Below are 23,276 nucleotides of genomic sequence, written 5' to 3'. Positions count from 1 at the left end.
GGCCGGGCCCGCTGGGGGATGGTCTATCGGGAGGCCCGCGTGGGTACCGCGGGCGGGGTAATACGTGGGGTGGCAGGCCCGGCGCGCGCTGCTGGGACGGGCTTGGTAGCCGATGGGCTGACGGACGGCGGGCGGGTGGCGTGCTGCCATCGGGCTCGGACGGCGCCGAGGTCGGCGAGTGCGCGGCGACTGCCGGTGATCAGCTGGTGCGGGGTGTTCGCGGGGTCGTCGGTGAAGGCGTGGATGTGCAGGCCGGTGGTGTGGGCGTGGTGGAGGAGGGAGCGCTGCAGGATCTGCTCGCCCCAATGCTCCGGTGAGCCGGCCGGGGTGGCGAGGATGTCCAGCACCTCGGTGGCGGTTGTCCCGGAGGCGAGGAAGCCGTGGTGCTGTGCTTCCCAGAGCACCGTTACCGCGTCGACCGGATCTCCCCGGTAGGCGAGGGAGGTCATGCACCGGTACAGGAGGCCGTGAAGGGGGACGGTGAAGTCCTCGGGCCGCAGCCACCTCATCTCGGGCAGGTAGACGGCGCGCGCTGCTGCCGTCGACAGCAGCAGCTGTTCCTCCCCGACGGCATCGGGCCCGGTTCCCGCGTCTAGGGTCGGTGGGGGCGGCAGCACGGTGCGGGGGAGGGATCCGGGGTGTGAGGGGAAGAGCCCCGCGAGGTTGTCGAGGACGGCAGCGACCGCATCGGCACGGTCCAGGACGTGCGCGGCGGGGTTCGGCACGAGGTCGGTGGCTGCTTGGACGAGGCGCTCGGCGGCGGCGCGGATGGTGAGGCGTGCCCTGTTGGCCACGATCATCTGCGCGTAGGCGGGTGCGTGGCTGGGGTTGGGGCAGGCGCTGGTCAGGGTGTGGAGGTAGGAGGCGGTCAGTCCGCGGGCGTGGGGCCGGGCGTGGTCGAGGAGGGCGGTGATCCATACCGGTTCCCGGGCGTGGAGTTCCGGGGCCGGCGGGGTGAGCGCGCTCATTGCCGCGAACAGGGCGCCGTGCATCGCGACGCTGAAGTGCTCGGGGCCGAGGGGGCCGAGCGTCTTGATCCGGAGGGGCTCGAGGATGACCGCGCCGAGGAGGGCTTGTTCGGCGAACCGGACGGGCGGGTCCGGCGGTACGTCGTCCAGGGCCAGATCTTCTTGATTCGAGGCGGGGTTGGGCATTAGGCGGCCAGGGTGAAGTCGGAGCGGGTGAGGGTCTTGCCGAGGTGCGGGGCCAGCAGATGGGCCGCCAGTAGAGGCGGGACGGCGTTGCCGATCTGGGAGAAGGCCTGCCCCTTGTTGCCGGCCCAGGGGTAGTCGGCGGGGAAGGTCTGCAGGACGCCCGCTTCGGTGGCGGTGATCCGGATCGACTCCGGTGCCGGACTCTCCTCGTCGGCTTCGAGGGAGTGCGGTTCGGCGACCCACACGCATTCGTTCGCGCGGTGTCCGAAAAACAGTGTCCCCGCTGGCTCGTCCGCACCCCGGACGGTGGCGTTGGCCTGGTTGCTGCTGCGCAGCGACCAGGACCAGCGGTGCTGCCCGCAGGTACAGACGGGGGCATCGGTGCTCGGCAGGCGCAACCGGCCGGGACGTGCCCTGCGGCTGGTGCGCTGTCCGGGGGCGGGCGGCTTCCAGGTACCGCGGTCGCGGGCGTCTGTGAGGGTCTTGCGGGCCCCGGAGGGGAACGGTTCGGGCCCGCCGCCCGGTCCGCCGCCGGCGCAGACGGTCGGGGTGGGCCGGTCGGTGGCGCCCCAGCCGAGGGCCTCGGCCATGGACACCCATCGCTCGCGGCCCGGCCCGAACAGGCTCTCCGGTTCGGCGGCCTGGGCGTGGGTCGGTGGCGGAGGCTCGGCGGTACGGGTGCGGGAGGCGAGCAGGATCGCCCGCCGCCGGGTCTGCGGTACGCCGTAGTCGGCGGCGTTGAGGATCCCGGTCCAGACAGAGAAGCCCCAGCCCCGCAGGATCACGGCGTACTGCCGCCACAGCGGCAGGACGTCCGGGACCTCCTCCATGGCGATCCACTCCGGTTCACCCACCGAGTGCAGAGCGTGGAGGTAGCGCATCGGCTCTGCGGCCAGTAGCGAGCGCGGGTCCTTGCAGGCGGTCAGGAGCTTCTCCCGGGTGTCCCGACCGGCGGCGAGGTCGGCGACGGCCTGGTGGACGAGAGGCTGGTCGAGCAGCCCGAGCCGCTTGCCAGCCATCGACCAGGCCTGACAGGGCGGCGATGCGATGAACCCTCGGGTGCGGCCGACCAGCGGCCACACGGGATACATCGCCACGTCCGTCCGGACGGTCAACTGCCCAGCCGCCGCGCGGGTCTTGCACGCCCACTCGTCCCACTCCAAACCCACGTCGCGTACGCCGAGCACGTGCAGGGCGTGGCTCCACCCGCCCGGACCGGCGAACAGATCGACGACGAGGTCCTTCACGCGGTGAGTCCGAAGTCGTCGCGGGTCGGCTCGGGCTGCTCGCCCCGGCATGCCCAGGGCGAGCAACCGTCCACGACGCCGGCTTCGAGTTCCTCGGCGTCCGGTGCGCCGTCCTGAGCCTGGAGGGCTGCCCATTCCGCGGCGGTGACGTGGTCGATCGGAGCCTCGGAAAGCGGCACCCGGGACCGGTGCAGGAACGCCTGGCCAAGAAGCTGGTTGCCGGTCGCGTTCGCGCGGGCATTTCCCCGCCGTATCGCCGCGTCGAACTCGACTACATCCGACCACTCGTCCGGAGAGGAATCCCTGATAGTCCTCCACTGGGCATTTCCGTGGAATGGGCATCCGAGGCAGCTCGACTTCGGAGTGTCCGCCAGGCCGAGTGACGTCAGGTAGCGGACGCAGTCCGCCCGCGACCAGCCTATATCGAGGAGGGGGTGCACGTTGCGCATGTACTTGACGTCGGCGTCCTTCGCACGATGAAATTCATCCGTGCTGATGCCGACCCACTGCTCGACGAATACACCCTTGGGTACCCGAGTGGGATAAGGGTATCCGAGGATTTCCCGGACCTTCTTCTTTATCGGCTTAATTTTATATTCCCCGGTACATTGGCGCCGGGTCATCCCTGCCTTTCCGTCCCGATTCAGGATGTAGAGGGGCATGGAAGCGAATCGGTGATCCGGATCAAGGGCGTCCTCGCGAATATGGCCGGAGGAGACACGGTGGATATGGATTCCGGCAGGCGCGGCTATCTCCCTTTCGAGCCGGTCGAGGTGGTCGTACACCGCCTTCGGCTCCCACTGGGTATCAGCGAAGACGGCGGCGTCGATCCTGGGCAGGAGACCCTTTGCGGAAAGGCAGAGCAGGACGGAACTTTGGACGCCGGCCCCAAGCGACAAAATGCGCTTCACGGGGCGCTCGGTGGAGGAGGCGGACGCCAGATCGGTGGTGAGCGGTGTCCGGCGGGCGATGGTGTCGGCGGGGATGGTGGTTCCTTGCGGGTGTAGGCACGCACCTGAGCGGCGCGGACGTGCGGCGGGGAGGGGAGGGATTCAGCGGACCCGAGACGGGGTCGCGCGGGGAGGGAGAACGGCGGTGGTTGCCACATGGGGGGTGCGGGCAGGGCGGCCGAGATAGACGGCGGCGGCGGTGGCGCCAGTGGGGGTGAGCCGGATCCGGTCATGGGGAGGCCCGCCGTCGAAGGCAGGCGGCACGGAGGCGATCTCGCGAGCTACCAGCCCGCGCTGCTCCAGGGAGTGCACGACGCTGGCGCGCAGGGCGGGCTCGCGGCTCTCGACGTACTCGCGGCCTCCGCTGAAACCGATCACGAGGTCGCCCCGGGCGGCGGCATGCAGGGCGGTCTGCTCGACTGGGGACAGGCCGTCGGAGGCCCATGCCGCAACGGGGGCGAGGCGACCTGCTTCTGCCGCGATGGCGGCTGCTGCCTCCAGGGCCGTGGCCGGCGCCAGCACGAGCAGTTCCTGTGCCAGCGTGATCAGGCGGTCGAACTCTCGAGCCCTGGGTTCTGGGTTCGAGTCCTTGGCCGGGAGGGCGAGCAGTGCCTTGGCTGCGGCGAAGTGGCGGCCGGCTTCGGCGGTGAGGTAGCCGAGTTGCTTGATCCGGACCAGGGCCTCGCTTCCCGAGGCGGCCTTGAGTGCCGGCTGGTCTTGGATCGCCTGGACCGCTTGGGTGCAGGCGCTGACCAGGAACTGGGCGGAGGCGTGGCCTCGGGCCGCGACGTAGGCGGGCTGGAGCCGGGCGAGACCGTCGGTGTGCTGGGTGAACTGGTCGGCAAGGGCGAGCAGGCGGATCGCCACGGGCGAGGGCGCGCTCGGTTCAACTGGTGCGGGGAGGCCCTGTACGGGCAGCGCAGGGGCTGCGGGGGCTGTTCGGGGCGGAGGGTCAGGTGCGGTTGGGGTTGGCGCGTCGGACAGGGAGAACAGGGCGTCGTCGTCGGTCATGCGGAAGCACTTTCACGGGTGTACTGCGGTACGGGGCGGGCGTAGGCCCCTGACGGCGCTACCTCCTGCGTCCGGCGCCGGAAGCGGACACGGGCGAGGTGACCACAGGAGCAACGGACTTTTCAGTCGGCCCACTTGTTCCTGCGGGGAACTCCTTGTCGAGGTGGCCGGCGACGATCCGGCAGCCTTCCACGCAGATTTCCAGGCTGCTGGCGGCGTCGCCGAAGTGGAGGAGGATGGCCTTTCGGGCATCGAGGTGCCGGAGGCCACGGCCGATCTTGTCGGCGTCCGCGAAGGGATCCCAGGTGGCTCCGTCGTAGGCATTGGCCGCGATGGAATCGGTCAAGCCCTCCGATACCAGACCGGCTTGCTGGACAATTTGGGCTAGGCAGCTGAGGGCCGCGAGTGCGCCCTTCATCTGCGTGACCTGGCTGCCGTTGATCGCGGTGAGCTGGGCGAGAGCCTCGGCGGTCAGTTCGTGGGAGGTACGCAGGTACCCGCTGAGCTGGTGCAGCCCGTCGGTCCCGGTCAGCGGGGCAGTGCTCCCCAGTTCGCTGCGGAAGCGGTCGAACTGGTCAGCGAGGGCGTTCAGGCGGTCGACGTGTACCGGAACGGGAATGTTCCGCATAGGGCGGAAGCTCCTTCGGGCGAGAGGGTTAGCGGGTGGGCGTGGCAGACCTCGCCGGCGCCGCAGGGGCTGGTGCGCCGGGCAGTGGGGTGGCGGGTGCTGCAGTGATGGGGCGCGGTGAATCGGTGACAACTGCCGAGTTGCCGGTGTCTTCTCGTCGTGCCGTGGATTCGGTCGGCGAGGTGGCCGCACCCGGCGGGACGGCTGCACGGGCGATGAGCTGCTCGTCCTCGCGGCGCGCGGGGAACGAGGCCAGGCGGTAGGACAGTCGTTGCGCCAGCCGTCTGTACGTCGTCGCCGCTCGATCCAGCTCCTCGGTGGCCTGGGTCAGCCGGGTGCGGCTCGCCGCCGGGGTTTCGTCGGCGCCCTCGTACAAGAGGACTTCGGTTCGGTCATGGGTGGCGAGGGTGCACAGGGTCGCCGCGAGGGATATCTGGGTGGTGGCTTCGACGAGTTCGGCGAGGTTCTGGTGGCCGTCCTTCATCGCGGCGTACTGGCTGGTCGCAAGGAGCGCGACCTGCTGAGTGCAAGTCAGGGCGAGCATCTGCGCGCGGATGGCGACCGGTCCGATCTCGTGCATGGGTTTGGCGATCTCGCCGGCCTTCACGCTCTCCACTTCCTGGCGGAGGGATTTCAGCGTGGGGCCCACTTGGCCGAGGACTCGGGTCTGCTCTGCAAGGTCGATGATCTGCAAGGTGAACTCCTATGCAGAATCGGGGACAACTGGCTTCCTGGGCATGCACATGAAGTGGACGCCCTCGTCCAAGGTGGTCCGGGCGGGTATGGCGAAGGTTGTTAGCGGGTCCTGGCTGATGGCGGGCGTATTGGCCGTACAGGAGACGAAGCTGGTGGGGGTAGTGGGGCCCGCCCGAGGGAGTCGAGGAGCTGCTTGCCGGAGGGGGTCAGGTGCAGCCGTTGTCCCATAGCGAGAGTGGTGGCGAAACTCCGCGCAACCAGGTGTTTCGCTTCCAGTGCTTCCACCGTGCGCATGGTGAACCGGCGCGAATCGCTCTGTCCGGAGAGGGCCAGCTTGTGCTTGCGCAGGTACACCACGATCTCGTGCTCGCCGATGGTCTGAAGTGCGCGGTGCTGGGTGTCGTTCAGCTTGGGCAAGGCCTCGGGCGCGGGTGATTGTGGGCTGTGGTGGGTGATCGGTGCTGCCGGTGAGGAGACGGGGCGATCAGGCGAGTCCTCGATTGCGGCGGCCTTGGTTGGTGGATTGGGTGCCGCCGGCGGTGGTGGAGTGGGTGCGTCCGGCTTTACGTGATCATGTGCCTCGGTCAGAGCCCGGCCGATGGCCGGAAGGTGCTCCTCCATGGCTTCGTAGCAGTCGATCCGGTCCATCGCGTCGTCGACGGTGCCGTACGGGGTGGGCTCGCAGGCGATCGTCAGGGGGGCGAGGATCTTCGTGTAGCTGGACAGTGCTTCGGCCAACTGGATCGAAGCGAGTGAGAGAAGGTGGGTCGGCCGCCAGAGGCTGGGCTCGGGGTGCCGGCGGGCGTGGTCGCTGTGTGCATGAGCCTCGCCGGTTACCTGTGTGAGGAGCGCGCTGACCTGGCTGATGTGCCGGATCACGGTGGTGACGGTGGCGTGGTCAATGTTGAACGGACGGCTGCGCAGATCCTGGATGATCACGTCGATACCGTCGGCTAGGCCTGGATTCTCCAGCGGCGGCTGGTTCGAATCGGGCACGGGCTTCCTTCTCTTTGCGGGGGTTGAGGTGGTGGGCCGGGGCGAGAGGCCCCTCCGGTCTGTCCGGGGAGTCAGCGGACCCGGCAGGGTGCACGCGGGGCGGTGAGCGGTCTGGTTCGCTTACGCCGCCTTCCCGAAATCGGTCTTCTTCGGGATGGCTTTGGCGACGGCGCGGTCGGTGATGCCCTTGGAGGCGGCGGCGGAGGCGGCGGAGAGGGTGTCGGCGCCGGGCTCCAGGTACCAGGGGCGGAGGTCGAGCATGGCGGCCCGCATGCCGGTGGCGAAGCAGAGCGCGGTGCCCTTGGGGAGGGCGCGGATGGCGTCGGCGGGCAGGATCCGCTCCTGTCGCATGCTGATGCTGGTGGACTTCCCGGAGTCGGAGATCGAGGTGGACTTCGTCTCGACGTCGTGGTCGCCGATCAGCCTGCTGAGCTTGTCGGCGAAGTCCGGGTCGTCGATGCCGGAGCCGATCACCTTCACGGTGCTCGCGGACCACATGGCGTCCATCCCCGCGTCGCCCCAGACCTTCTGGCCCTGGCGGTAGGACTGCAGGATGGTGATCGGGATGATTCCGCGGGACCCGAGGTGGGAGTACAGGTCGGGCAAGTCGCTGATCTTGCACACGTTGGCGGCCTCGTCGAGGATCGCGAGCATGGGCGGGTCCAGCCGTCCGCCGGCCCTCTCGGCCTCGGCGGTGGCGGCCCGCATCACGGAGTCCGCGCACGCCGCGATCAACGCCGAGGCGCCGCCGCCTCCGTCCTTCGACAGGAGGTACAGGGTGTCCTTGCTGGTCACGAAGTCGGCGGGGATGAACTCGGGGACGCCCTTCTGCGGGGTGACCCAGGCTGCGATCTCCGCGTTCAGGAGGGCCGAGGCGTACTGGCGCGCGGTCTCGTAGATACCGTCACGGGTTTCCGGGGGGCCTTCGACGGTGCCCTTGAGCTGGGCGGCGACGGCCGAGAATCCGTGGTCCCGCAGGATGTCCAGGGGCCGGCGGTCGGCGGGGAAGGCGAGCCACTGCATGACGTCGGTGATGGGCCGCTCGTCGAGAGCTGCGGCCAGGAAGAGCTGGCTCAGGATGTTGGATCCTGCCTTGGACCAGAAGTCGCCCTGCTGGGAGGCGTCCACGCTCGCGGCGAGGAAGTGGCCGGCCAACCGGCCTGCGCCGTCGAGTGACTTGGCGGAGGCGAGGGGGTTCCACCACATCTCGCGGGCCGCGTGGGCGATCTGCTGGGGATCCATGCTCCAGGTCCGGCCGTCCACTCCGCGGGCGTCGAGCGTGGCGGTGTAGGCGTCTCCGGCGGCCTTGTTGGAGGTGAGGAGTACGGGCCCGGGGGCGGCGAGGATCGCGGGGATGGCCAGGCAGGTCGTCTTCCCGGAGCGGGGGGCCATGATCGCGACCGCGACGTCCTCGTATCCCATCCGGACTTCGTGACGGCTGCCTTGCAGGTTGCCGAGGAGGACACCGGTGTCCTTGGCCTCGATGGCCTTGGCGTCCTTCAGGCTCGGCCGAAGGGATCGGGCCTTGGCCGTGATGGCCTTGGCGAGCAGCGGCTCGATGTCCTTCTGCTTGGCCATCCCGGCGATGCGCTTCTTCTTGCCGAGCGTGCCCTTGTGCCGGGACCACCACAGGTAGCCGCACACGGTGAGGGCGAGGAGGGCCACGGCGGGCAGGATCCGGGTGCCGACGAGCAGGGACGTTTCTCCTGCTGCGGGCCAGAGGGCTTCGGGGTGGAGAAGGGCTTCGGCCGGCTGGTAGGGGACCCAGGCGCCACTGCCGGTGATCCAGGCGGTCGCGTTGCCTCCCAGCCAGGCCAGGGTGGACAGGGGCAGGGTGATGGCGAAGGCGCCGAGGAGCGCCTTGAAGGCTATGTCGTAGCCGTCGGAGTTGGAGTTCGGGGAAGGGCTGGACAAGAGGGCGGTTCCAGGGGGAAGGGGGTGGTGGACTCGGCGGGGGAGAACCGCTACCGGCGGGGCTTTGCCGGGTTGGAGTCCCGGTGGGGGAGCGCGGCTACCGGGGCAGTGGCCGGCCGGAACTGGGTGTGCCGCAGAGCGCTGTGGATGTCGAGGACGGCCTGGCCGTGGAGGGACCATTCGTCTAGGTAGTGCCAGGCCTCGGCATTCCGCCCGGCGAGCGGCCCGTCGTACTCCTCGACTCCGGGCCGTACGGACGGCGGCAGGGTGGCGCGCAGCTCGAGCCAATCGCTCTGCAGGGCGCCGATCCGTTCCTCGGCGGTGCGCAGGGCGCCGATCTGCCAGGCCCAGCGGTGGTTGAGGGTCCGCCCCGAGAGTCTTTGCAGCTGGACTTCGGCTGTGGCGACCAGGTCGCTGGCTCCGGAGCGGATCCGGTTGAAGGACCGCCAGGTGTCGGCGTCGCGCTGGGCCTGGCGAAACCCGTAGGCCTCCTCGTCGTGCGGCCAGCCCTCGGGGCCGGTGTGCTTGTCGGAGTAGGTGTCCCAGGCGGCGAGGATCTGCTCCGCCTCCTGGAGGTATAGGGCGAGCTGCTGCAGGAGGTGCTGGTGCCTGGAGTGGAGGTCGGGTTTGGTCACGGGTCCTTCGGGGGCGGGAAGTTCGTAGCTGGTGGCTACCGGATGGGCCTGGCCGGTGAGGCGGTGCGCGGAAGTGCGGGCGTGGCCACGGTGGTGGTGAGGTGCGGCTTGGGCCGGTGATGGCGAGCTTCGGCCAGGCGCTGTTTGTGTGCGCTGACCACCTCGGAGCCGATCGCGAACTCCGGTCCCTGCGTGAGGTGTGTACTGTCGTTGATCTTGAATCGGGCGCGCAGGACCGGCGTGGGGTTGGAGATCGCCTCGGCGACGGCGGCCAGCAAGTGGGCGGGGGTTGCGGCGTCGAGGTGGGCCCGCCAAATACGTTGCTCTGGGCCGTGTTCGCCGTGGTGGTGGGCGGCCTCGATCTCCCAGCCCATGACGCCCAGGGAAGGCGAGACGTACAGCTCCACCTGGACGATGCCGTCGGGGGAGGTCAGCCTCTGCGAGCCGGTCTCGGACGTGGTGTGCTCCCAGCCGCGGCCGGTGAGGACCTCGATCACCGAGGGGGAGGGTTCTTCGGGCTCGGGTCGGATGAGTGCGTCGGTGAGGCCGGCCACGATCTCGGCGGGGGTGTCGCCGTTGAACGTGGCGTACCAGAGGCCGGGGCCGAGGTTGTTGTCGATGCGCCACCAGCGGTGATAGCTGCTGGGCGTCGGCGTGAGGTCGAGGCGGAAGGCGTGGTCGGGGCTGGTCATCCGGATCGCCGGGTGCAGCGGGTCGGAGTCCAGACTCCATCCGCGGGCCCGTAGCGCGTGGGTGACGTGGCGGGGGTCGCCGGCGTCGGCGAGGTAGCGCGGGGTGATGGCCGAGCCGAGGGTGTTCTCGTGGTCGTAGGCGAAGGCGGCGAGCTGCCGGTCGGTGATGGACAGGCGGGAGGGCTCCTTGAAGACCGGTCGGGGTGCCCGTGTCAGCGCCGGGGCCCGGCGGCGAGGGGCGCCGCCGGGGCTGAGCTGGGGACGGGCTGGGTGGTGAGGGGGGTGCGCCGGTTGCGTACGGCGGTGGCCCGGGCTTGGGCCAGGCGCGCGGCGTGCTCCTTCGCGAGGTCGTTGCCCTGGCGGCCACCTGGCTTCTGGGTGACGAGGCTGCTGTGTGGGACGTCGAACTCGGCCCGTGCGACCGGCGCGGGGTCGACGAGCGCGGTGGCGAACGCGGCGGCAAGGTGCGGGGCGTTGCCGAGGTGGGCCTCCCACACCGATTCCTGCCCGCCGAGGCCGTCGGGGAGCAGGGCGCAGGCGATCCAGCCGGTGTTCCAGCTGGTCGTCCTGTTCCACCGCCGGAATTGCATGATCCCGTCGGGGTGTTCGGCGAGCTCGTGTCCGCGTTCGTCCTGGACGTAGCTCCACCCCGCTGCCGTGAGGACGGGCCACACGTCGGGGACGGTCTGGGGCGCGGGTGCGAGGAGGGCGTCGGTGAATCCGGCGAGGATCTCCACGGGGGTGTTCCCGCCGAACTCGGCGTACCAGTTCTCGGTGTCGCTGGTGCAGCTGATCCGCCACCACTTGGAGTACGACTCGTTCTCCGGCTCCAGGGCCAGGGCGTAGCGCTGGTCGGGGCTGGCCAGGATCACGTGCGGGTAGTCCGGGTCGGAGTGGTTGGACCATCCGGCTGCCCGCAGGGCTTGGGTGATGTGGCGGGGGTCGCCGCGGCCGGCGAGGTGGCGGGGGCTGGTCTCGAACCAGATCTGGTTGTGCGGTTCGTCGGCGCGGGTGTGGATGAAGGGCCGCTGGCTCAGGACGTCGCTCCCGGCGTGGTGGCGATGGCGCGGGCCAGGTGGCGGACCTCCCAGTGCAGGGAGTGCCACTGCATGATCTCGGTGGCTGCTTCGCGGAGGGTGGTGACCACCGAGCTGACGTCGCTGCTGTACGGCTCGGCGCGGGTGGCGATGGCTCGGGCGGATGCGCGCAGGACGTCGGACAGGAGCATGGGGATGCCGTCGTCCTCGTCGAGGAGTGGTTCCAGCAGCGTCAGAACATCGTCGGCGGGCGGCTCGGCTCGCAGGTAGTCCCTGAGCTCGAGGAGGATGTCGACGGCCTGCTCGATCTTCTTCGGGCTGGGGTCTGTGGAGAATGCGGTCATGGGGCTCCTCGAGGGTCGTGGTGCGCGGAACGGGCGTGTCAGCGGCGGGACTTGTTTGCGCCGGCTGCCGTGTAGGGGTTGGCGGGCTGGCGGGGGCGGGCGGCGCTCCAGGAGTTGCGGGCCCAGGTGGCGGCGCGGGCGGCGGTGATCCGGGCCTGCTGCCAGGCGCCGAGTTCGGAGGGGCGTACGGACACCGAAGTGGTGCTGATCCACTTCGTGGCGGGGATGTCGCCGCGCGGGCGCAGGACTGGGGTCGGGTCCGACAGCGCGGCCGAGAATCCCTGGATGAGGTGCATCGGTGTCGTGGGGGTGAAGACGGCGTCCCAGGTCGTCCCGTGCTCGGTGCGGGCCCCGGCCCACCAGTGCGCCTGACCGGGTTCGCTCTGGTGGTACTGCAGCCAGGCGTTGCGGTCCGGGGAGACGGCGGTGAAGTGCTGCCCGCGTTCGGTCTCCCACCCGTTCTCCTCCAGCGGCGCCCACACGTTCGGTGCGTGGGCCGAGCGGGGCTTGGTCAGGGTGTCGGTGAACCCGGCGACGATCTCGATCGGCACGGCCATGGTGAACGTGGCATGCCAGGCCGGCTGCTGACCCACAGCCTGTCCGGAGACGGTCCAGCCGCCGGGCATCGCCGTCGGGTCGAAGCCGACCCGTACGGAGCGGTCGGGGCTGTCGAAGACGATCGGGCCGCCTGTGCGGGAGATGTCCTTCCAGCCGGAGGCGCGCAGGTACTCGGCGACGAAGCGGAGGTCGCCTCCGCCGCCGAGGTGGCGGGGCTCGACCAGGTAGTGCTGCTGGGGCTGGTCGGCGGTCGGTCCCCAGCCTGTCCAGGTCTTCTTCACCGGTGCCTCCGGGCGACGAGCGCCGACGGAGCAGGCGGGAGCACACTGGTCGGCGGGCTCTGGGTGAGCCCGCGGATGTCCTCTGCGTGCTCGTCGAGGTCGAGGGCGATGTCGTGCAGTTCGTTCGAGGCACGGCCGAGGGCGAGCCACACTTCCGGCGGCAGAGCTCCGGTAAGCGCCCGGCCCTGCGCGAAGCGCGATCCGGTGCCCACCAGTGCGGTCAGCGATCCGAGGATGCCTTCTTCGGGTTCGAGGACCTGGCCCAGGATGCGGGCGGCTTGCCGGGGTGAGGCCACGATCAGGTACTCGTTGAGCTCCGCGATCTGATGTGCGATCTGGCGGGCCAGGGCTTCGGGGTCGTAGACGGTCATGCTCCTCCTGGGGTGGTCGGGGCCGGCTGCTCTGCTCGGGATGCGCCGGTGTGGCCGGACGGGCCGGGACGGGCGGGGGTGTGCCGGCCAGGGGTCCCCGCGGTCACGGCGCGCAGGTAGCGGCGTAGGAGGAAGACGGCCAGGCGCGGGCGCCGGGCGGGGGAGATCGGCGGCAGTCGGTTGGGGGTCTGCTGGATCGTGATGCTCCAGGCGGGTCGGGCTGGAGCCGTCCCCGGCCCGGGAAGGGCCGGGACGGCGTGGTCAGCGAGAACGAGGTGGGGATCCGGGCGCCCCCTGCGGCGGCACTGCGGTGGCCAGTCCGGTCTGGGCTTTGGCCTGTCGCGTGCGGTGCTCGGCCATCGCCTGGGCCCAGGCGGTCACGTCGTACACGTCCGGGTCGATGTTGACCTTGTAGTCGGCGATGAGCAGCGGGAGCACCGTGCGGGTGGCGAGCCGGTTCTGGGCCCGCTTGCTCAGGCCGTCAGGGGTTTCGTGCCAGACGTAGACGGGGCCGGAGGTCGCCTCGGTGTGGCGTTCAAGGCCGGCGCTGTCGAGGAGGGCCAGGAGTTCTTCGGGTGCGTTGCTGCGGCTGACGATGTGGACGTTGCCGGGGGTGTGGGCCCGTCGGTAGATCTCGACGTCGGTGCCGGCTTCATCGGCCAGATTTCCCACGGGGGATCTCCTCACGGTGGTGGGTGGATCAGCGGGTCGCAGATGCGACCGTCGGGGAGGGCGGGCGAGTGGGCAGTGCCGTGGGCGCGGGGGCCGGTCGGGCGGGGCGCATGGTGACGCCGACGCCGATGCGGGCCAGCTGCTGGGAGACGGCCTGGACGCGTGCGATCTGCTCGCGGTCGCCGTACGACGCCGGAAGCAGGAACTGCCGGTGGTAGGGGTGGTACTGGAATCCGGCGCCGTACAGGACCGCGGTTGCCTCGCGGACTCCGGTGACGGCGCCGACGGCCCCGTCCGGGTGCCAGGCCATGCTCACCGCACCGGTGATCAGCACCGGTTCGGGTCGGCGGGGCGCGGGGTGGGCGGTGTTGTGCCGGACCTGGCGCAGCGCCTTCTCGTAGCGGGGGAGCAGCCTGCGGGTGACTTGGGCGGCGGCGCGGGCCGGGTCGGCGGGGATGGTGATGCCGTTGGGTTCGTCTACCTGGTGGAAGGCGTCGTGATGGGCGTCTGGTTCCAGTGCGCCGATCATGAACTGGTGCCGGAATCGGGGGCGGTCGAAGAGCAGCAGGCGTGCTCCGTCGGTTCGGGTGAGCACGGCCTGGTGGCCGAGGACGAAGTTGGAGGTGGCGTAGCCGACGGCTCCCATGTCCCACACCGTCGACGTGGTGGCGATTTGGTCGTGGTAGGCGGCGTGGCGGGTGTAGGTGCTGGTCCAGGTATCGGGCAGGCGGGCGGCGAGGCCGTCTGCGAAGGCCGCGAGGTCGCTTCGATGGTGTCGTGGAGGCATGGTCGTTTCGGGGGTGGAGTGCGGCGGGTTCAGCGTCCCCGGGCGGGTGGCGACGCCGCTGGGCCTGGAGGTGCAGGTGGTTGCTGGGCGGCCGGTTTGGCGGCGGCGGCCTGATTGCGGATGTGCCGGATCTCGTCGCCGCCGCGCGAGAGCACGCTGGTGGTGTCCATCAGCCGCATCGCGAGGTCTTCCTTGGACAGTGCGCCCTCGGTGCGCTGGCTCCAGGTGGCCCAGGTCGTGATCAGGGTCTGCACCAGGTGGGACAGCAGGCCCTCGGTGGGCGCGGCCACTTCGGCGAGGACCTCGGCGACCTGCTTGTCGTCGGTGGCCTTGCTGGCCCGCTCGGCGAGCTGGTCCAGGTAGCGGTGGGCCGCTGCCCGGTCGCCGTCGGGGGTGGCGAGCGTGTTCAGGGAGGGATCCAGGAAGACGCTGAACCCGGCGAGCAGGAGGGCCTGGGCCGCGGCGGTCGCGTAGTGGCGCTGCTGTTCGACGGGCATGTCGTGCGGCTGACGGAGGTAGTGGACGCCGCCGTCGCGGAAACGTCCGACGGTCTCCAGGATGCCCGCGGCTTCTGGTGTGCACCTGCTGGTCACCACCAGCTGGGTGCGAGGGTCGCGGGTGATGGTGACGTAATCGAGGACGAGGAATTCGGGCTCTCCGCCGTCCTTCACCGGGAGCGCACCGTGTTCGCCCCGGCCGGGCGCGGGGCGGGCAGCGGCCGCGTTGCCGGCGTGCCCCGGTGTGGCGCGTTGCGCAGGGTCACACCGATGTTCAGGGCGCCGAGCGCGGCCCCGGCCGCCCGCACGCACCGTGCCTGGTGAGCGGTGTCGTCGCCGGAGGCGACGTACGTCTGCTGGCCGGGGTCGTGGACGAACCCGTGGGCGGTCAGGACCTCGGCCACCTCCGCCCGGTCGGTGGTGGCGGTGAGGTCGCCGGATTCCGTCCAGTTCAGCACCAGGGTGTCGGGCTGGGCGGAGGCGCGGTTCAGTCCCAGGGCGTTGTCCTGGACCTGGGCCAGAGCGGTCTCATAGCGGGGCAGGAGCTGGGTGGCGATGGCGGCGGCGGCCTGCTCGGGGTCGGCGGTGATCGTGATTCCGTCCGGCTCCGGCACCCCGCGAAACGCCTCCGCGTGGGTGTCGGCGGGGGCCATGGCGGCTACGAGGAACTCGTCCTCGTAGCGGGGGTGGTCCATGAGGAACAGGCGCCGGCCGTCCTCGCTGGTGAGGATGACGTCCTGCTTCAGGGCGTGCTGGGCGAGGGCGTCGGCGACACGGTTCATGTCCCAGACGTCGGCGGTGAGGAAGAACTGGTCGTCGTGGGCGGTGTGCTGGCGCAGTTCCCGGGTCCAGGTACCGGGCAGGAGCTGGGTGAGGATGGCGGCGAAGGAGTCGAGCTCTTCGGGATCGTGGTCGGGCATGGGTTCCTCGGGCGGGGTCGGGCGTCAGCGGCGGCGGCCGGCCGGGGCGGGCGGAGCGGCGGCCGGTGCGCTGGGCGTGGTGGGGATACGGGCGGGCGCGGGACAGGGGCAGGAAGCCGACTTCTCGCGCTCGTCACCGGCGACTTCCTGCGGGCAGGGCGCGCGGTGGGGGTGTACTGCCTGCCGGTCGGCGAGATCGTTTCGGACGTGCCGCAGGTCGGAGGCGAGGACGTGGAGCCGCTCGTCGGCCAGGTGGCGCAGCCGGGCGGCCGTGTGCGGGTCCGCAGGATGTCCGAGATCCTGCAGGAAGTCGGCCGCGGTGTGCAGGACCTTGGTGAGCGCCGCCAGGATCCCGTCGTGGGTGGCGGTCAGCTCCGTGAGGGCGTCGGCAACCTCTTCGGTGCTCTCGGCTTCCCGGATCCGGACCGCGAGGTGCCGGACCTGGTCGCCGAGGCTGAGGTAATGCGGCTCGCGTCGCTCGGTGGCGAAGACGGGGTCGGTGTCGAGGTCGTAGCCGACGGTTTGCAGACGGGCCACGGCCCGGGTGGCAAGGCGGATTTCCTCGTCCTGGTCGAGGCCGGTGGGCAGACGGTGGTAGGTCTCGTGGCGGCGGACCACGGGGACGAACCCGCTGCGCTCAAGGAGGCTGTGGGCTTCCGGATCGCCTCCACGGGCGAGGACTTCACCGGAGTGCGGATCGCGCCGGATGGTCAGAATTCGGTGGGCAAGGGCCAAGAAGAGAATGCTTTCTGCAAGGGAGAGGCCGGTCAGCGGCCCCGGGGGGAGCGGGGCGCCGGGAAGCCGGAGGGGAGAAGCGGGGAAGGGCTTGGGACGGGGGCGCCGAGATGCTGACCTGCCCTCTCCATGAGGCGGCGCGCGGCGGCCAGGTGCCGGTGCGCCTCGTCTGACAGGTGCGCCGCGATGCTGGGTTCGAGTCGCTCGGTGGTGGGCTGCGTGGAGGCCAGCATGTTCGCCTTGAAGGGGCTGACCTGGTGCTCTAGCGGGGAGAGAAGACCGAGGTCTGCTTCGATACGCCGGCATTCCGCGGCCAGGACGTGGTGAACCTGCCTGGGCAGGGCCGCGCGGTTGCCGTCCTCGCGGATCAGGTTGGCGAGCAGGTCGAGGCGGTGGGACTGGTCTCGAACAGCGATCCACCTGCCGGGATTCGGGTCGCCGGGCGGTGCGATCCCTGCGACGCGCGCGAGCCGGTAGCCGACCTCGGACCATTCGGCGGGAGTGAGTTCCCGGTCCTTGGGGTGCAGGCGGACGCTGGCGTGGAAGATGACGCGGGGGTCGCCCCGGTAAGTGGCGGGGAACGGGTGGAGCCTGCGCGGGTCGTCGATGTGCTGGGCCCACTCGGCCGAGGTCCAGGTCCGGTCCTCGTCGGTGAAGTAGTCGAGGTAGTGCCAGTGGGCGACGATCGTGCCCTCGGTGGTCAGCCCCTCCTGGTCGCTGACGGGCCGGCCCAGCGCCTCGGCGAGCCCGTCCACCGAGGACATGCTCGGCTTGTGCACCGTGGGGATCATCGGATGCCGGCCCGGCCGTCGGCGACGTGGACGAGCTGGTTCAGCTCGGTGATCGAGTACCAGCCCACATCCACGGCCTCGGCCCCGGGGAACTTCGGCACCAGGTAGTCCTGCAGGGCCCGCTGGTAGATCAGGCAGTCGGGGCAGTGCGCGGAGAGGTGGACGAGGTAGCGGGGGTGTCCGGTGATGAAGCTGCGTGCGCCTCCCTCCGGGTTGCGCAGGCGCCACCCGTCCTCGTTCGTCGGGGTGTGCCAGGACGGGGTGACCACCGTCATCGCGTCGCCCCACAGGGTGCCGTCGTCCACACCCTTGATGACCACGATCCGGTCGCCGGGGGCGAAGTGCTCGTGGGTGATGTCCCGCTCGGGGGTGATTGCATCGGCGGGTATGAACGCGGCGCGGTTGGCGTCGGGCACGGCAGAAGTCCTTCCACAAAGGTGCCGCGGGGAGCGGCTGGTGAAGTACTTCAATGGTCTGGAGAATCCCCGGTTTGGCTGACCGGGGATCGTCGGCTATATATGTCCGCTCCCGGATGCCGCCGTACGCCGGTGGGCCAACGGGCTACCTTCCCGGAGTGACCACGAATACCGCTGCCCCTGTGCCGGCCGACGCTCTACGCACCCTCCCGACACCCGAGCTGGGGATGCTGCTGCTGGCGGACCTGGTCAAGGAGCCGTTCTTCCTGCCGCAGAACATCTTCGCTCGGGCCAGAATGGCCTTCCGAGGTGTTCCGGATGCGGAGGAGCTCGTCGAGCGAATTGGTGAAGCTTGGGCCTGGCTGCAGTCCAAGGCGCTGGTCAGCGTTGCGACCTCACGACCCAGTGACAACCATCGGGTGACCAAGGAAGGTCGGGAGCTCATCGGCGATCCGGCCGCGCTCCGGAAGATGGAGGCGGCCGAGCGCCTAGCGGGGCCCCTGCACCCTGACCTGGACGGGCACGTACGAACCATCTTCAACCTCGGCGAGTATGAGACCGCCTGCTTCGCTGCAATGAAGGCCGTCGAGGTCGCTGTCCGTAATGCCGCTGGTCTGGAGAACTCCCTCGTAGGTGTCAACCTGATGAGGGCAGCGTTCCGCGTGGCGAATCCTCAGAAGACGTCGCCAGCCGGCCCTCTCACCGATCAAGGGGCAGAAGGCGGCGAGCAAGACGCGATGACGAACCTGTTCGCCGCGGCGATGGGGGCCTTCAAGAATCCTCCGAGCCACCGCACAGTTGTCTTTGACGACGCGATTGAGGCAGCCGAGATCGTCCAGTTCGCGGATCTACTCCTGCGACTTGTCGAGCGAGCCAAAGCGCGAGGCGCCGCGTAGTAGCGGATGTACGTCAGAGCTACCTGCGCTGCCTGATCGCGTGGCAGTGACGTCGATCGTGCTGCGGCTAACGAAACGGGTTCTCCGTTCCCCGATCCTCCGTTGTGGCCGCATCGAGCAGCTCGGGAAGGTCCGTTCCCTCGGCATCGCGCTGGTCGATCCACCAGCCGGCTCGGGTGACCGTACGGATCTTCTCCTCCAGAGCGGACCAGTCCGCCTCGTCCCAGGACCCTTCGGTGACGAGGGCGGTGTACGCGGTGGTCGCCAGCTGGTAGCGGGATCGCTCGCCCCAGGCCAAGGCCCGGTCCGGGCCCTCCAGCGGCGGCATGTCGAACTGCTCAGTCCAGGCGAGCGCGGCCTGCTGTTCCTCGGCGCGCTTGGCCGCGAGCCATTCTTCGCGGGCGACGGTGTCGGAGTCGCGGGCGGCCTTCCAGCAGTCGGTGCAGTCCCGCCCGCCGAGCCAGCGGGCGAACCCGGCCCGCTTGTCGGCGGGACGGTCCGACAGGTCCCGGGTGATCTCGTGTCCACAGCTGTGGACGATCTTCCATTCGGTTCGTACGGCCATGCGTGAATCTCCTTCGAGGGCTGCTGAGGTGGGGTTCTGGGTCTGGCGGGGGCGTCGGTGGCGGCCGAGGCGACGGCCGGGGCCGAGCTTTCGGCGGGCGAGGGTGAGGATGGTCAGCGAGGTGGCGGCTCCGGCGGCGGGGAGCCCGGCCAGTACGTAGGGGTGCTCGGCGAGCGCTCCGGCGAGAGCGGTCCCGGCGGCCTGGCCGGTGCCGACGGACAGGATCAGCCAGGCGTACGCCTCGGTGGTGCGGGAGGCGGGGGCAAGGGAGTCCACGGTGTGGAAGCCGTTGGTGATGATCAGGGTGAGGAACAGTCCCGGGATCACCGCGAGGGCGATGGCGGCCCGGGGTTCGGGTTGGGCCAGGAGTGGAACCCATCCGAAGAGGAACAGGGTGCTGGTGGTGATGAGTTGGGTGGTGGTCGTGCCGGGCCATGTCCTGCGGGCGTAGATCAGGCCGCCGAGGAAGCTGCCGGTGGAGAATGCGGCGGGCAGTACGCCGGAGAGCATGGCCAGTCCGTGGGCGGTGGCCATGCCGGCGGCCCAGACGGTCATCGCGCCGAGTGCGAAGCCCGTTCCCGCCAGGGCGGTGCACAGCAGGACTAGGCCGGCCCCGATCAAGCGGCCGCTTCCCGCCGCCCCGTCTGCGGTGGCGGGACGCCATGTCCGTGACGGGGCGGCGGTCAGGACGATCACCGTGCCCAGGAGCCCGAGTGCGGCGGTCGCGGTCAAGGCGGTGTCGGGACCGTGCGTGGTGGAAAGCCAGGAGGCGAGCAACGGGCCCGTGATATAGAGGAGTCCCTGCGATCCGGTGTCCAGGGCCTGGACGACTCGGCGCTGCCCGAGATCGGGCACGACGGTCGGCCACAGGGCCCTCAAGCCGGATTCCAGCGGCGCCGTGACCAGGCCCGCGAACCCCACCACCGCGGTCACCACCGCTGGATGCCCGCCTGCGCCGATCCAGGGGAGCGCGGCCAGGCAGCCGGAGTTCAGCAGCACCGCCGGGGCGGAGACGCGGGTCTGGCCGTAGCGGTCCATCAGCCTGCCTTTGACCGGCTGGGACAGCCCGGACGCCAGCCCGTACAGCGCGGCGAGCAGGCCGGCGAAGGCCAGCGACCCACCACCTCCGGTGATCCACAGGACGAGTCCGACGGGGACCATGCCGTTGGGCAGGCGTCCGGTCAGGGTGCCGCCGAGCAGGCGGACAACGTGCCGGCTGCTCAGGACGGCGCCGTACGTGGCGGGCGGTGAGGTGGTGGTCGGGTGATCGGCCAGGGTCAACAGGGCAGGGCTTTCCGTCAGAAGGCGGGCGAGGAGTGGGCGCCGGGCTGGCCGTTAACGGCGGTGCGCGGAGGTCGTGCTCACCGGAGGTGATGCCGCCACGGGCGTGGTGGTGATGGCTGGTGGGCGGGGTGTGGGCAGATGCCGGGGAGCGGGGGTGCGGTGCGGTGGCAGGACGGCCACGGCTTCCTCCAGCTGCTCTCCGACGTGTGTGAGGTCCTGGAGGAGGTGGCCGGTCTGTGCCGAGAGCATCCGCAGGCGGACGGCGATCTCGTGCCCGGCCCGGGTGTCCAGCGCGGCGGCCCAGGTGGCGCAGGTGTCCAGGAACTCCGTGAGCTGGGCTACATGCCCGGCGGGAGCGTGGGGCGGCCGGTCGGTGACGTAGGAGATTGCCTCGGCGACGTCTCCGGTGTGCTTCGCGTCGATGACGTCGCGCGTCAGCTGGGCGAGGGGGAGCCCGGGGAGCGCGGTCGGTGCCGGGGTGTGCCCGTCGGGGAAGAGCACCCCGGGCGGGACCGCCGGCGGAAGGTCCCGGATGGCCGCGTCGTCGGTGTCGTAGCAGCCCAGTACCTGCATGTGGGGGCTGTCGATGTCCCCGGCAAGGATCAGGACGGCCTCTTCGTCCTCGTCCGGGTACGGGAGCAGGGCGACGGTGAGCTGGCGGCCTGCGGCGTCGTACCGCGATTCCTGGGGCTGGAGAAGATCACGGCTGCGGGCCGCGCGGGCCCGGGCGGTCCACCACTCCTGCTCCTCTCCCGTGAGCCGCGGGCCGGGGCGCGGGGGATGGGCCGGCTGGAGGGCCAGGTCCCGCAGGAGTACGTCGTGCTCGCCCCAGGTCCGCAGGTAGGGCCACAGCCGTGCGTCGCGGGCTGCGGAGTCGTGGCCCGTGGGGTGGTCCTCCAAGATGCGTACGGCTACGTCCGCGGCGTGGGCGAGGTCGGAGACCAGAAGATGCCAGCCAGCGTGGTGGCGAGCGGGAGGCATGGCCTCGATACCGGCACTCACGTAGGCGAGCAACGCGGGCACGTGGGGCAGGAGATCGCCGAAGAGTTCGGCAAGTTCCCGGTTGCGGTCCGCCTCGACGGCCTGGGCAGCCTGCTCGTCGAGCATGTCGCCGTGGCGGTTGTGGAGGCGCTCCAGGGCAAGCTCGCAGCTGAGCGTGGTGACCGAAAACCGGGTGCCCCAGCCGGTCAGAGCGTCGATTGCTTCTTGCAGTGGTGGGGTTGGGGAGTGAGGGATGAAGGCTCCAGGGTGGCGGCTACCTGCGGTTGCGTGAGGCGGCGATCTGCAGGGGCGGGGAGGGGAGAGCGGCTGCTGTGCGGACCGGGGGGAGGGCTCTCCGGGGCCAAGAGGCCAGGCTGACGGAGCGGGCGAGGTCGACCAGGTCCTGGCCTTCGAGCAGCCACACCGCCAGCGGATCGGGATCCGAGGTCTTCTGCGCCTCCGTGGCGGCTTCCTGCGGCAGGGCTGGCTGGCCGAATACGGCATCCATGTCTTCCAGGAACGCCTGCTCATGTGGGTTGAGTTGGGCGTTGCTGGCGCGCACGGTGCTGATGATGTGCGGCGCGGCGTCGGCGAAGCGGGCGAAGGCGTCGGCCAGGTCATGCTGGGGCGGATCGGTGACCGTGCCGGGCTCGTACGCCTCGTGGGCCCAATCCAGATCGTCCCTGAGGGTGATCAACTGCAGCCGCCAGAGGGCATGGTGGTATTCGGCGAGGAGGGAGGCGCTGACCTGGTGGGCGGCGTGCGCCAGCGCGTCCCCCACGGTGATGCTGGAGGGCCCGGCAACCTCCGGGGTCAGGTTCATGTCCACCGGGATGAGCGCGCCGACGCGGTACTGATCGCGGCCGGGGACCGGTACGACGGCCAGCTCGACGCCGCTCTCGCCGCGAAGGATCGCCGCGGCCAGCAGACGGTCGGTCTTGACCGTGTGCGCGAGGGGGTCGGCGCGGGGTGTCCACAGGTCGTACAAGAGGTCCTCTTGCACTATCGGGACCGGGTAGTTCTCGACCCGCACGCTCCACTGGCCGGGCAGGTTCTCACCAAGCTTGCGGGCGAAGTCTCCGATGTAGCGGCTGCCGTTGGTGGCGACCAGGGCCTCGTGCGCCAGAGCGGTGCCGCCGAGGGCGGCCAGCGACTGCCGGGCGCGGGCGATGTCGGTCAGGGGCGTGACGTAGTTGCCGTCGCTGTCCTTCTCGAATCCTGCGAGCTGGAGCGCGGTCCGGGCCCAGCGCCAGTTCTCGCCGGACACGAGGCCGACGATGCCGTCGTGCCGGCTGGTGAACAGGGTGATCTCGGACGAGGTCAGCGGGGACCTCCCTCGGCGCCGGCGACGAGCGCCGGAGTGGGCCCGGACCGGTCGGACAGGGTGTCGTGCGCGGCGGCCAGCAGGTCGACGCCGAGCTGGAAGAGCGTGCGGTCGGCGATGTCGAGGAGGTCGCTCGTGCGGTCGTAACGGGCGGCGAGCTGGGCATGGCCCTGTTCCCGGCAGCGGCTGCCGGCGGCGCGAAGCAGGTTCCGCAGCGCGATCAGTCCGGCGTCCTCGCCACCGGCGGCCAGCTCGGTCAGAGCGTGGACCTCGGCGGGAGTCGTGGCCTGAGCCATGGCCTCGGTGCAGGCGCGCAGCGGGGCAGCGGGATCGCGCGAGACCGGCAGGCCGCGCAGGAAGGCGGCGGCCTCCCGGGCGGCCCGACGGCGCAGTTCGCTGCTGCCGAGCCCGTCGTAGGTGGTGGTGAGCATGGGCGGGTCGGATCCTTCTCGCGTTAGCGGGTGCGGCTCGGCTGTGTGGATGCTGCGGGTGTGGGGGTGACCGGCGTGGTCTGCGGCGGCCTGGAGCCCCAGGCCCGTGCGGTGGCGTACTGGGGCGAGGCAGTGGCGGCGGCCTGCGGTACTCCGATGCGGTACCACTCGCGCGGGTCCCGGACCGGCCCGGTCTGTGCCGTCCTGGTGTTCGCGGGATCGAGGGAGTAGTCGGCGTGGACCTGATATCCACTGCTGCGCAGGCTCTCGACGGCCTGGCGGGTGCGGCGGGGCCCGTCGTGGGTGGGGGCCGTCAGCAGGTACACGCCGTGCAGGCCGTGAAGGGGCTGGAAGCCGAGGCGGGTCAGGTACCACTGGCTGATGTGGTGGGGGATTCCTTGGGCGGAGGCGACGTACCCGTACTTGGGGTGCGTGCCGACGACGAACTGTTCGGGCAGAAAGA

27 protein-coding genes and 1 pseudogene are annotated in these 23,276 nt (G+C 70.5%); 1 reads left to right on the top strand and 27 read right to left on the bottom strand.

The window, feature by feature from the left end; translation table 11 throughout:
- Window positions 1–23 precede the first annotated feature (23 nt).
- The 21 genes from ACE1OC_RS04905 to ACE1OC_RS04805 form a co-directional block, all read right to left on the bottom strand.
- Window positions 24–1,154, bottom strand: a complete 1,131-nt coding sequence (locus ACE1OC_RS04905; protein ID WP_266445249.1) for a DnaB-like helicase N-terminal domain-containing protein — start codon at window positions 1,152–1,154, stop codon at window positions 24–26.
- Window positions 1,154–2,452 (bottom strand): DNA cytosine methyltransferase, encoded by a 1,299-nt coding sequence (locus ACE1OC_RS04900; protein WP_407835919.1) that lies wholly within the window; start codon window positions 2,450–2,452, stop codon window positions 1,154–1,156. The genes ACE1OC_RS04905 and ACE1OC_RS04900 overlap by 1 nt, the downstream gene beginning before the upstream one ends.
- The gene (locus ACE1OC_RS04895) at window positions 2,398–3,267 is read right to left on the bottom strand and encodes a hypothetical protein (protein WP_407841480.1); all 870 of its coding nucleotides are present in this window, start codon (window positions 3,265–3,267) and stop codon (window positions 2,398–2,400) included. The genes ACE1OC_RS04900 and ACE1OC_RS04895 overlap by 55 nt, the downstream gene beginning before the upstream one ends.
- Window positions 3,268–3,453: 186 nt before the next feature.
- Window positions 3,454–4,218 (bottom strand): hypothetical protein, encoded by a 765-nt coding sequence (locus ACE1OC_RS04890; protein ID WP_266445253.1) that lies wholly within the window; start codon window positions 4,216–4,218, stop codon window positions 3,454–3,456.
- Between the two features lie 202 nt (window positions 4,219–4,420).
- Window positions 4,421–4,990: a hypothetical protein gene (locus ACE1OC_RS04885; RefSeq protein ID WP_266445255.1), complete on the bottom strand. Its 570-nt coding sequence runs from the start codon at window positions 4,988–4,990 to the stop codon at window positions 4,421–4,423.
- A 28-nt stretch (window positions 4,991–5,018) separates the two neighbouring features.
- Window positions 5,019–5,684, bottom strand: coding sequence for a hypothetical protein (locus ACE1OC_RS04880; protein WP_266445257.1), 666 nt, complete (start codon window positions 5,682–5,684; stop codon window positions 5,019–5,021).
- A 101-nt stretch (window positions 5,685–5,785) separates the two neighbouring features.
- On the bottom strand, window positions 5,786–6,682 hold the full coding sequence (locus tag ACE1OC_RS04875) for a hypothetical protein (RefSeq protein ID WP_266445259.1): 897 nt from the start codon (window positions 6,680–6,682) through the stop codon (window positions 5,786–5,788).
- Between the two features lie 120 nt (window positions 6,683–6,802).
- Window positions 6,803–8,596 (bottom strand): type IV secretory system conjugative DNA transfer family protein, encoded by a 1,794-nt coding sequence (locus ACE1OC_RS04870; protein ID WP_407835918.1) that lies wholly within the window; start codon window positions 8,594–8,596, stop codon window positions 6,803–6,805.
- 50 nt (window positions 8,597–8,646) lie between these two features.
- Window positions 8,647–9,231: a hypothetical protein gene (locus ACE1OC_RS04865; RefSeq protein ID WP_266494389.1), complete on the bottom strand. Its 585-nt coding sequence runs from the start codon at window positions 9,229–9,231 to the stop codon at window positions 8,647–8,649.
- A 35-nt stretch (window positions 9,232–9,266) separates the two neighbouring features.
- Window positions 9,267–9,923, bottom strand: coding sequence for a DUF317 domain-containing protein (locus tag ACE1OC_RS04860; protein WP_266494392.1), 657 nt, complete (start codon window positions 9,921–9,923; stop codon window positions 9,267–9,269).
- Between the two features lie 212 nt (window positions 9,924–10,135).
- A complete protein-coding gene (locus ACE1OC_RS04855) occupies window positions 10,136–11,029 on the bottom strand; it encodes a DUF317 domain-containing protein (RefSeq protein WP_266494394.1) in 894 nt (297 codons plus the stop codon).
- Window positions 10,957–11,304: a hypothetical protein gene (locus ACE1OC_RS04850; RefSeq protein WP_266494397.1), complete on the bottom strand. Its 348-nt coding sequence runs from the start codon at window positions 11,302–11,304 to the stop codon at window positions 10,957–10,959. Before ACE1OC_RS04850 ends, ACE1OC_RS04855 begins: the two co-directional genes overlap by 73 nt.
- Before the next feature lie 38 nt (window positions 11,305–11,342).
- Window positions 11,343–12,143: a DUF317 domain-containing protein gene (locus tag ACE1OC_RS04845; RefSeq protein WP_407835917.1), complete on the bottom strand. Its 801-nt coding sequence runs from the start codon at window positions 12,141–12,143 to the stop codon at window positions 11,343–11,345.
- Window positions 12,140–12,514 carry a hypothetical protein gene (locus ACE1OC_RS04840; protein ID WP_407835916.1) on the bottom strand — a complete coding sequence of 125 codons (375 nt, stop codon included), beginning with the start codon at window positions 12,512–12,514 and terminating at the stop codon, window positions 12,140–12,142. Before ACE1OC_RS04840 ends, ACE1OC_RS04845 begins: the two co-directional genes overlap by 4 nt.
- A 261-nt stretch (window positions 12,515–12,775) precedes the next feature.
- Window positions 12,776–13,186: a hypothetical protein gene (locus ACE1OC_RS04835; protein WP_407835915.1), complete on the bottom strand. Its 411-nt coding sequence runs from the start codon at window positions 13,184–13,186 to the stop codon at window positions 12,776–12,778.
- A gap of 28 nt (window positions 13,187–13,214) precedes the next feature.
- Window positions 13,215–13,973, bottom strand: coding sequence for a hypothetical protein (locus ACE1OC_RS04830; RefSeq protein WP_407835914.1), 759 nt, complete (start codon window positions 13,971–13,973; stop codon window positions 13,215–13,217).
- A gap of 29 nt (window positions 13,974–14,002) precedes the next feature.
- Window positions 14,003–14,644, bottom strand: a complete 642-nt coding sequence (locus ACE1OC_RS04825) for a hypothetical protein (protein ID WP_407835913.1) — start codon at window positions 14,642–14,644, stop codon at window positions 14,003–14,005.
- Window positions 14,641–15,390 carry a hypothetical protein gene (locus ACE1OC_RS04820; protein ID WP_407835912.1) on the bottom strand — a complete coding sequence of 250 codons (750 nt, stop codon included), beginning with the start codon at window positions 15,388–15,390 and terminating at the stop codon, window positions 14,641–14,643. Before ACE1OC_RS04820 ends, ACE1OC_RS04825 begins: the two co-directional genes overlap by 4 nt.
- A gap of 24 nt (window positions 15,391–15,414) precedes the next feature.
- On the bottom strand, window positions 15,415–16,125 hold the full coding sequence (locus ACE1OC_RS04815; protein WP_266449765.1) for a hypothetical protein: 711 nt from the start codon (window positions 16,123–16,125) through the stop codon (window positions 15,415–15,417).
- Between the two features lie 32 nt (window positions 16,126–16,157).
- Window positions 16,158–16,904, bottom strand: coding sequence for a hypothetical protein (locus ACE1OC_RS04810; protein ID WP_266449762.1), 747 nt, complete (start codon window positions 16,902–16,904; stop codon window positions 16,158–16,160).
- Between the two features lie 8 nt (window positions 16,905–16,912).
- On the bottom strand, window positions 16,913–17,332 hold the full coding sequence (locus tag ACE1OC_RS04805) for a hypothetical protein (RefSeq protein ID WP_266449760.1): 420 nt from the start codon (window positions 17,330–17,332) through the stop codon (window positions 16,913–16,915).
- A 158-nt stretch (window positions 17,333–17,490) separates the two neighbouring features.
- On the opposite strand from ACE1OC_RS04805, the gene ACE1OC_RS04800 reads away from it, so the two are divergent.
- On the top strand, window positions 17,491–18,228 hold the full coding sequence (locus ACE1OC_RS04800) for a TIGR02391 family protein (protein ID WP_266494406.1): 738 nt from the start codon (window positions 17,491–17,493) through the stop codon (window positions 18,226–18,228).
- 67 nt (window positions 18,229–18,295) lie between these two features.
- Here the strand turns inward: ACE1OC_RS04800 and ACE1OC_RS04795 are convergent, their stop codons facing one another.
- From ACE1OC_RS04795 to ACE1OC_RS04770, 6 genes and pseudogenes are all read right to left on the bottom strand, one after another.
- Complete coding sequence (locus ACE1OC_RS04795) at window positions 18,296–18,793, bottom strand: hypothetical protein (RefSeq protein ID WP_407841479.1); 498 nt, start codon at window positions 18,791–18,793, stop codon at window positions 18,296–18,298.
- A 252-nt stretch (window positions 18,794–19,045) separates the two neighbouring features.
- Window positions 19,046–19,954, bottom strand: a pseudogene (locus tag ACE1OC_RS04790) (MFS transporter); the annotation flags it as partial.
- A gap of 174 nt (window positions 19,955–20,128) precedes the next feature.
- Complete coding sequence (locus ACE1OC_RS04785; RefSeq protein ID WP_407835911.1) at window positions 20,129–21,184, bottom strand: hypothetical protein; 1,056 nt, start codon at window positions 21,182–21,184, stop codon at window positions 20,129–20,131.
- 148 nt (window positions 21,185–21,332) lie between these two features.
- The gene (locus ACE1OC_RS04780; RefSeq protein ID WP_407835910.1) at window positions 21,333–22,325 is read right to left on the bottom strand and encodes a hypothetical protein; all 993 of its coding nucleotides are present in this window, start codon (window positions 22,323–22,325) and stop codon (window positions 21,333–21,335) included.
- Window positions 22,326–22,378: 53 nt separating this feature from the next.
- Complete coding sequence (locus ACE1OC_RS04775) at window positions 22,379–22,813, bottom strand: hypothetical protein (RefSeq protein ID WP_407835909.1); 435 nt, start codon at window positions 22,811–22,813, stop codon at window positions 22,379–22,381.
- Between the two features lie 23 nt (window positions 22,814–22,836).
- Entirely contained in the window at window positions 22,837–23,139 is a 303-nt protein-coding gene (locus ACE1OC_RS04770) for a hypothetical protein (protein ID WP_266494419.1), read from the bottom strand.
- Between the last annotated feature and the right edge of the window lie 137 nt (window positions 23,140–23,276).

The sequence above is a fragment of the Streptomyces stoeckheimensis genome, from assembly GCF_045822005.1.
Classification (GTDB): domain Bacteria; phylum Actinomycetota; class Actinomycetes; order Streptomycetales; family Streptomycetaceae; genus Streptomyces; species Streptomyces stoeckheimensis.
Note: the sequence above shows the minus strand (reverse complement) of the source record. Positions and strands in the feature narration are given on the sequence as shown.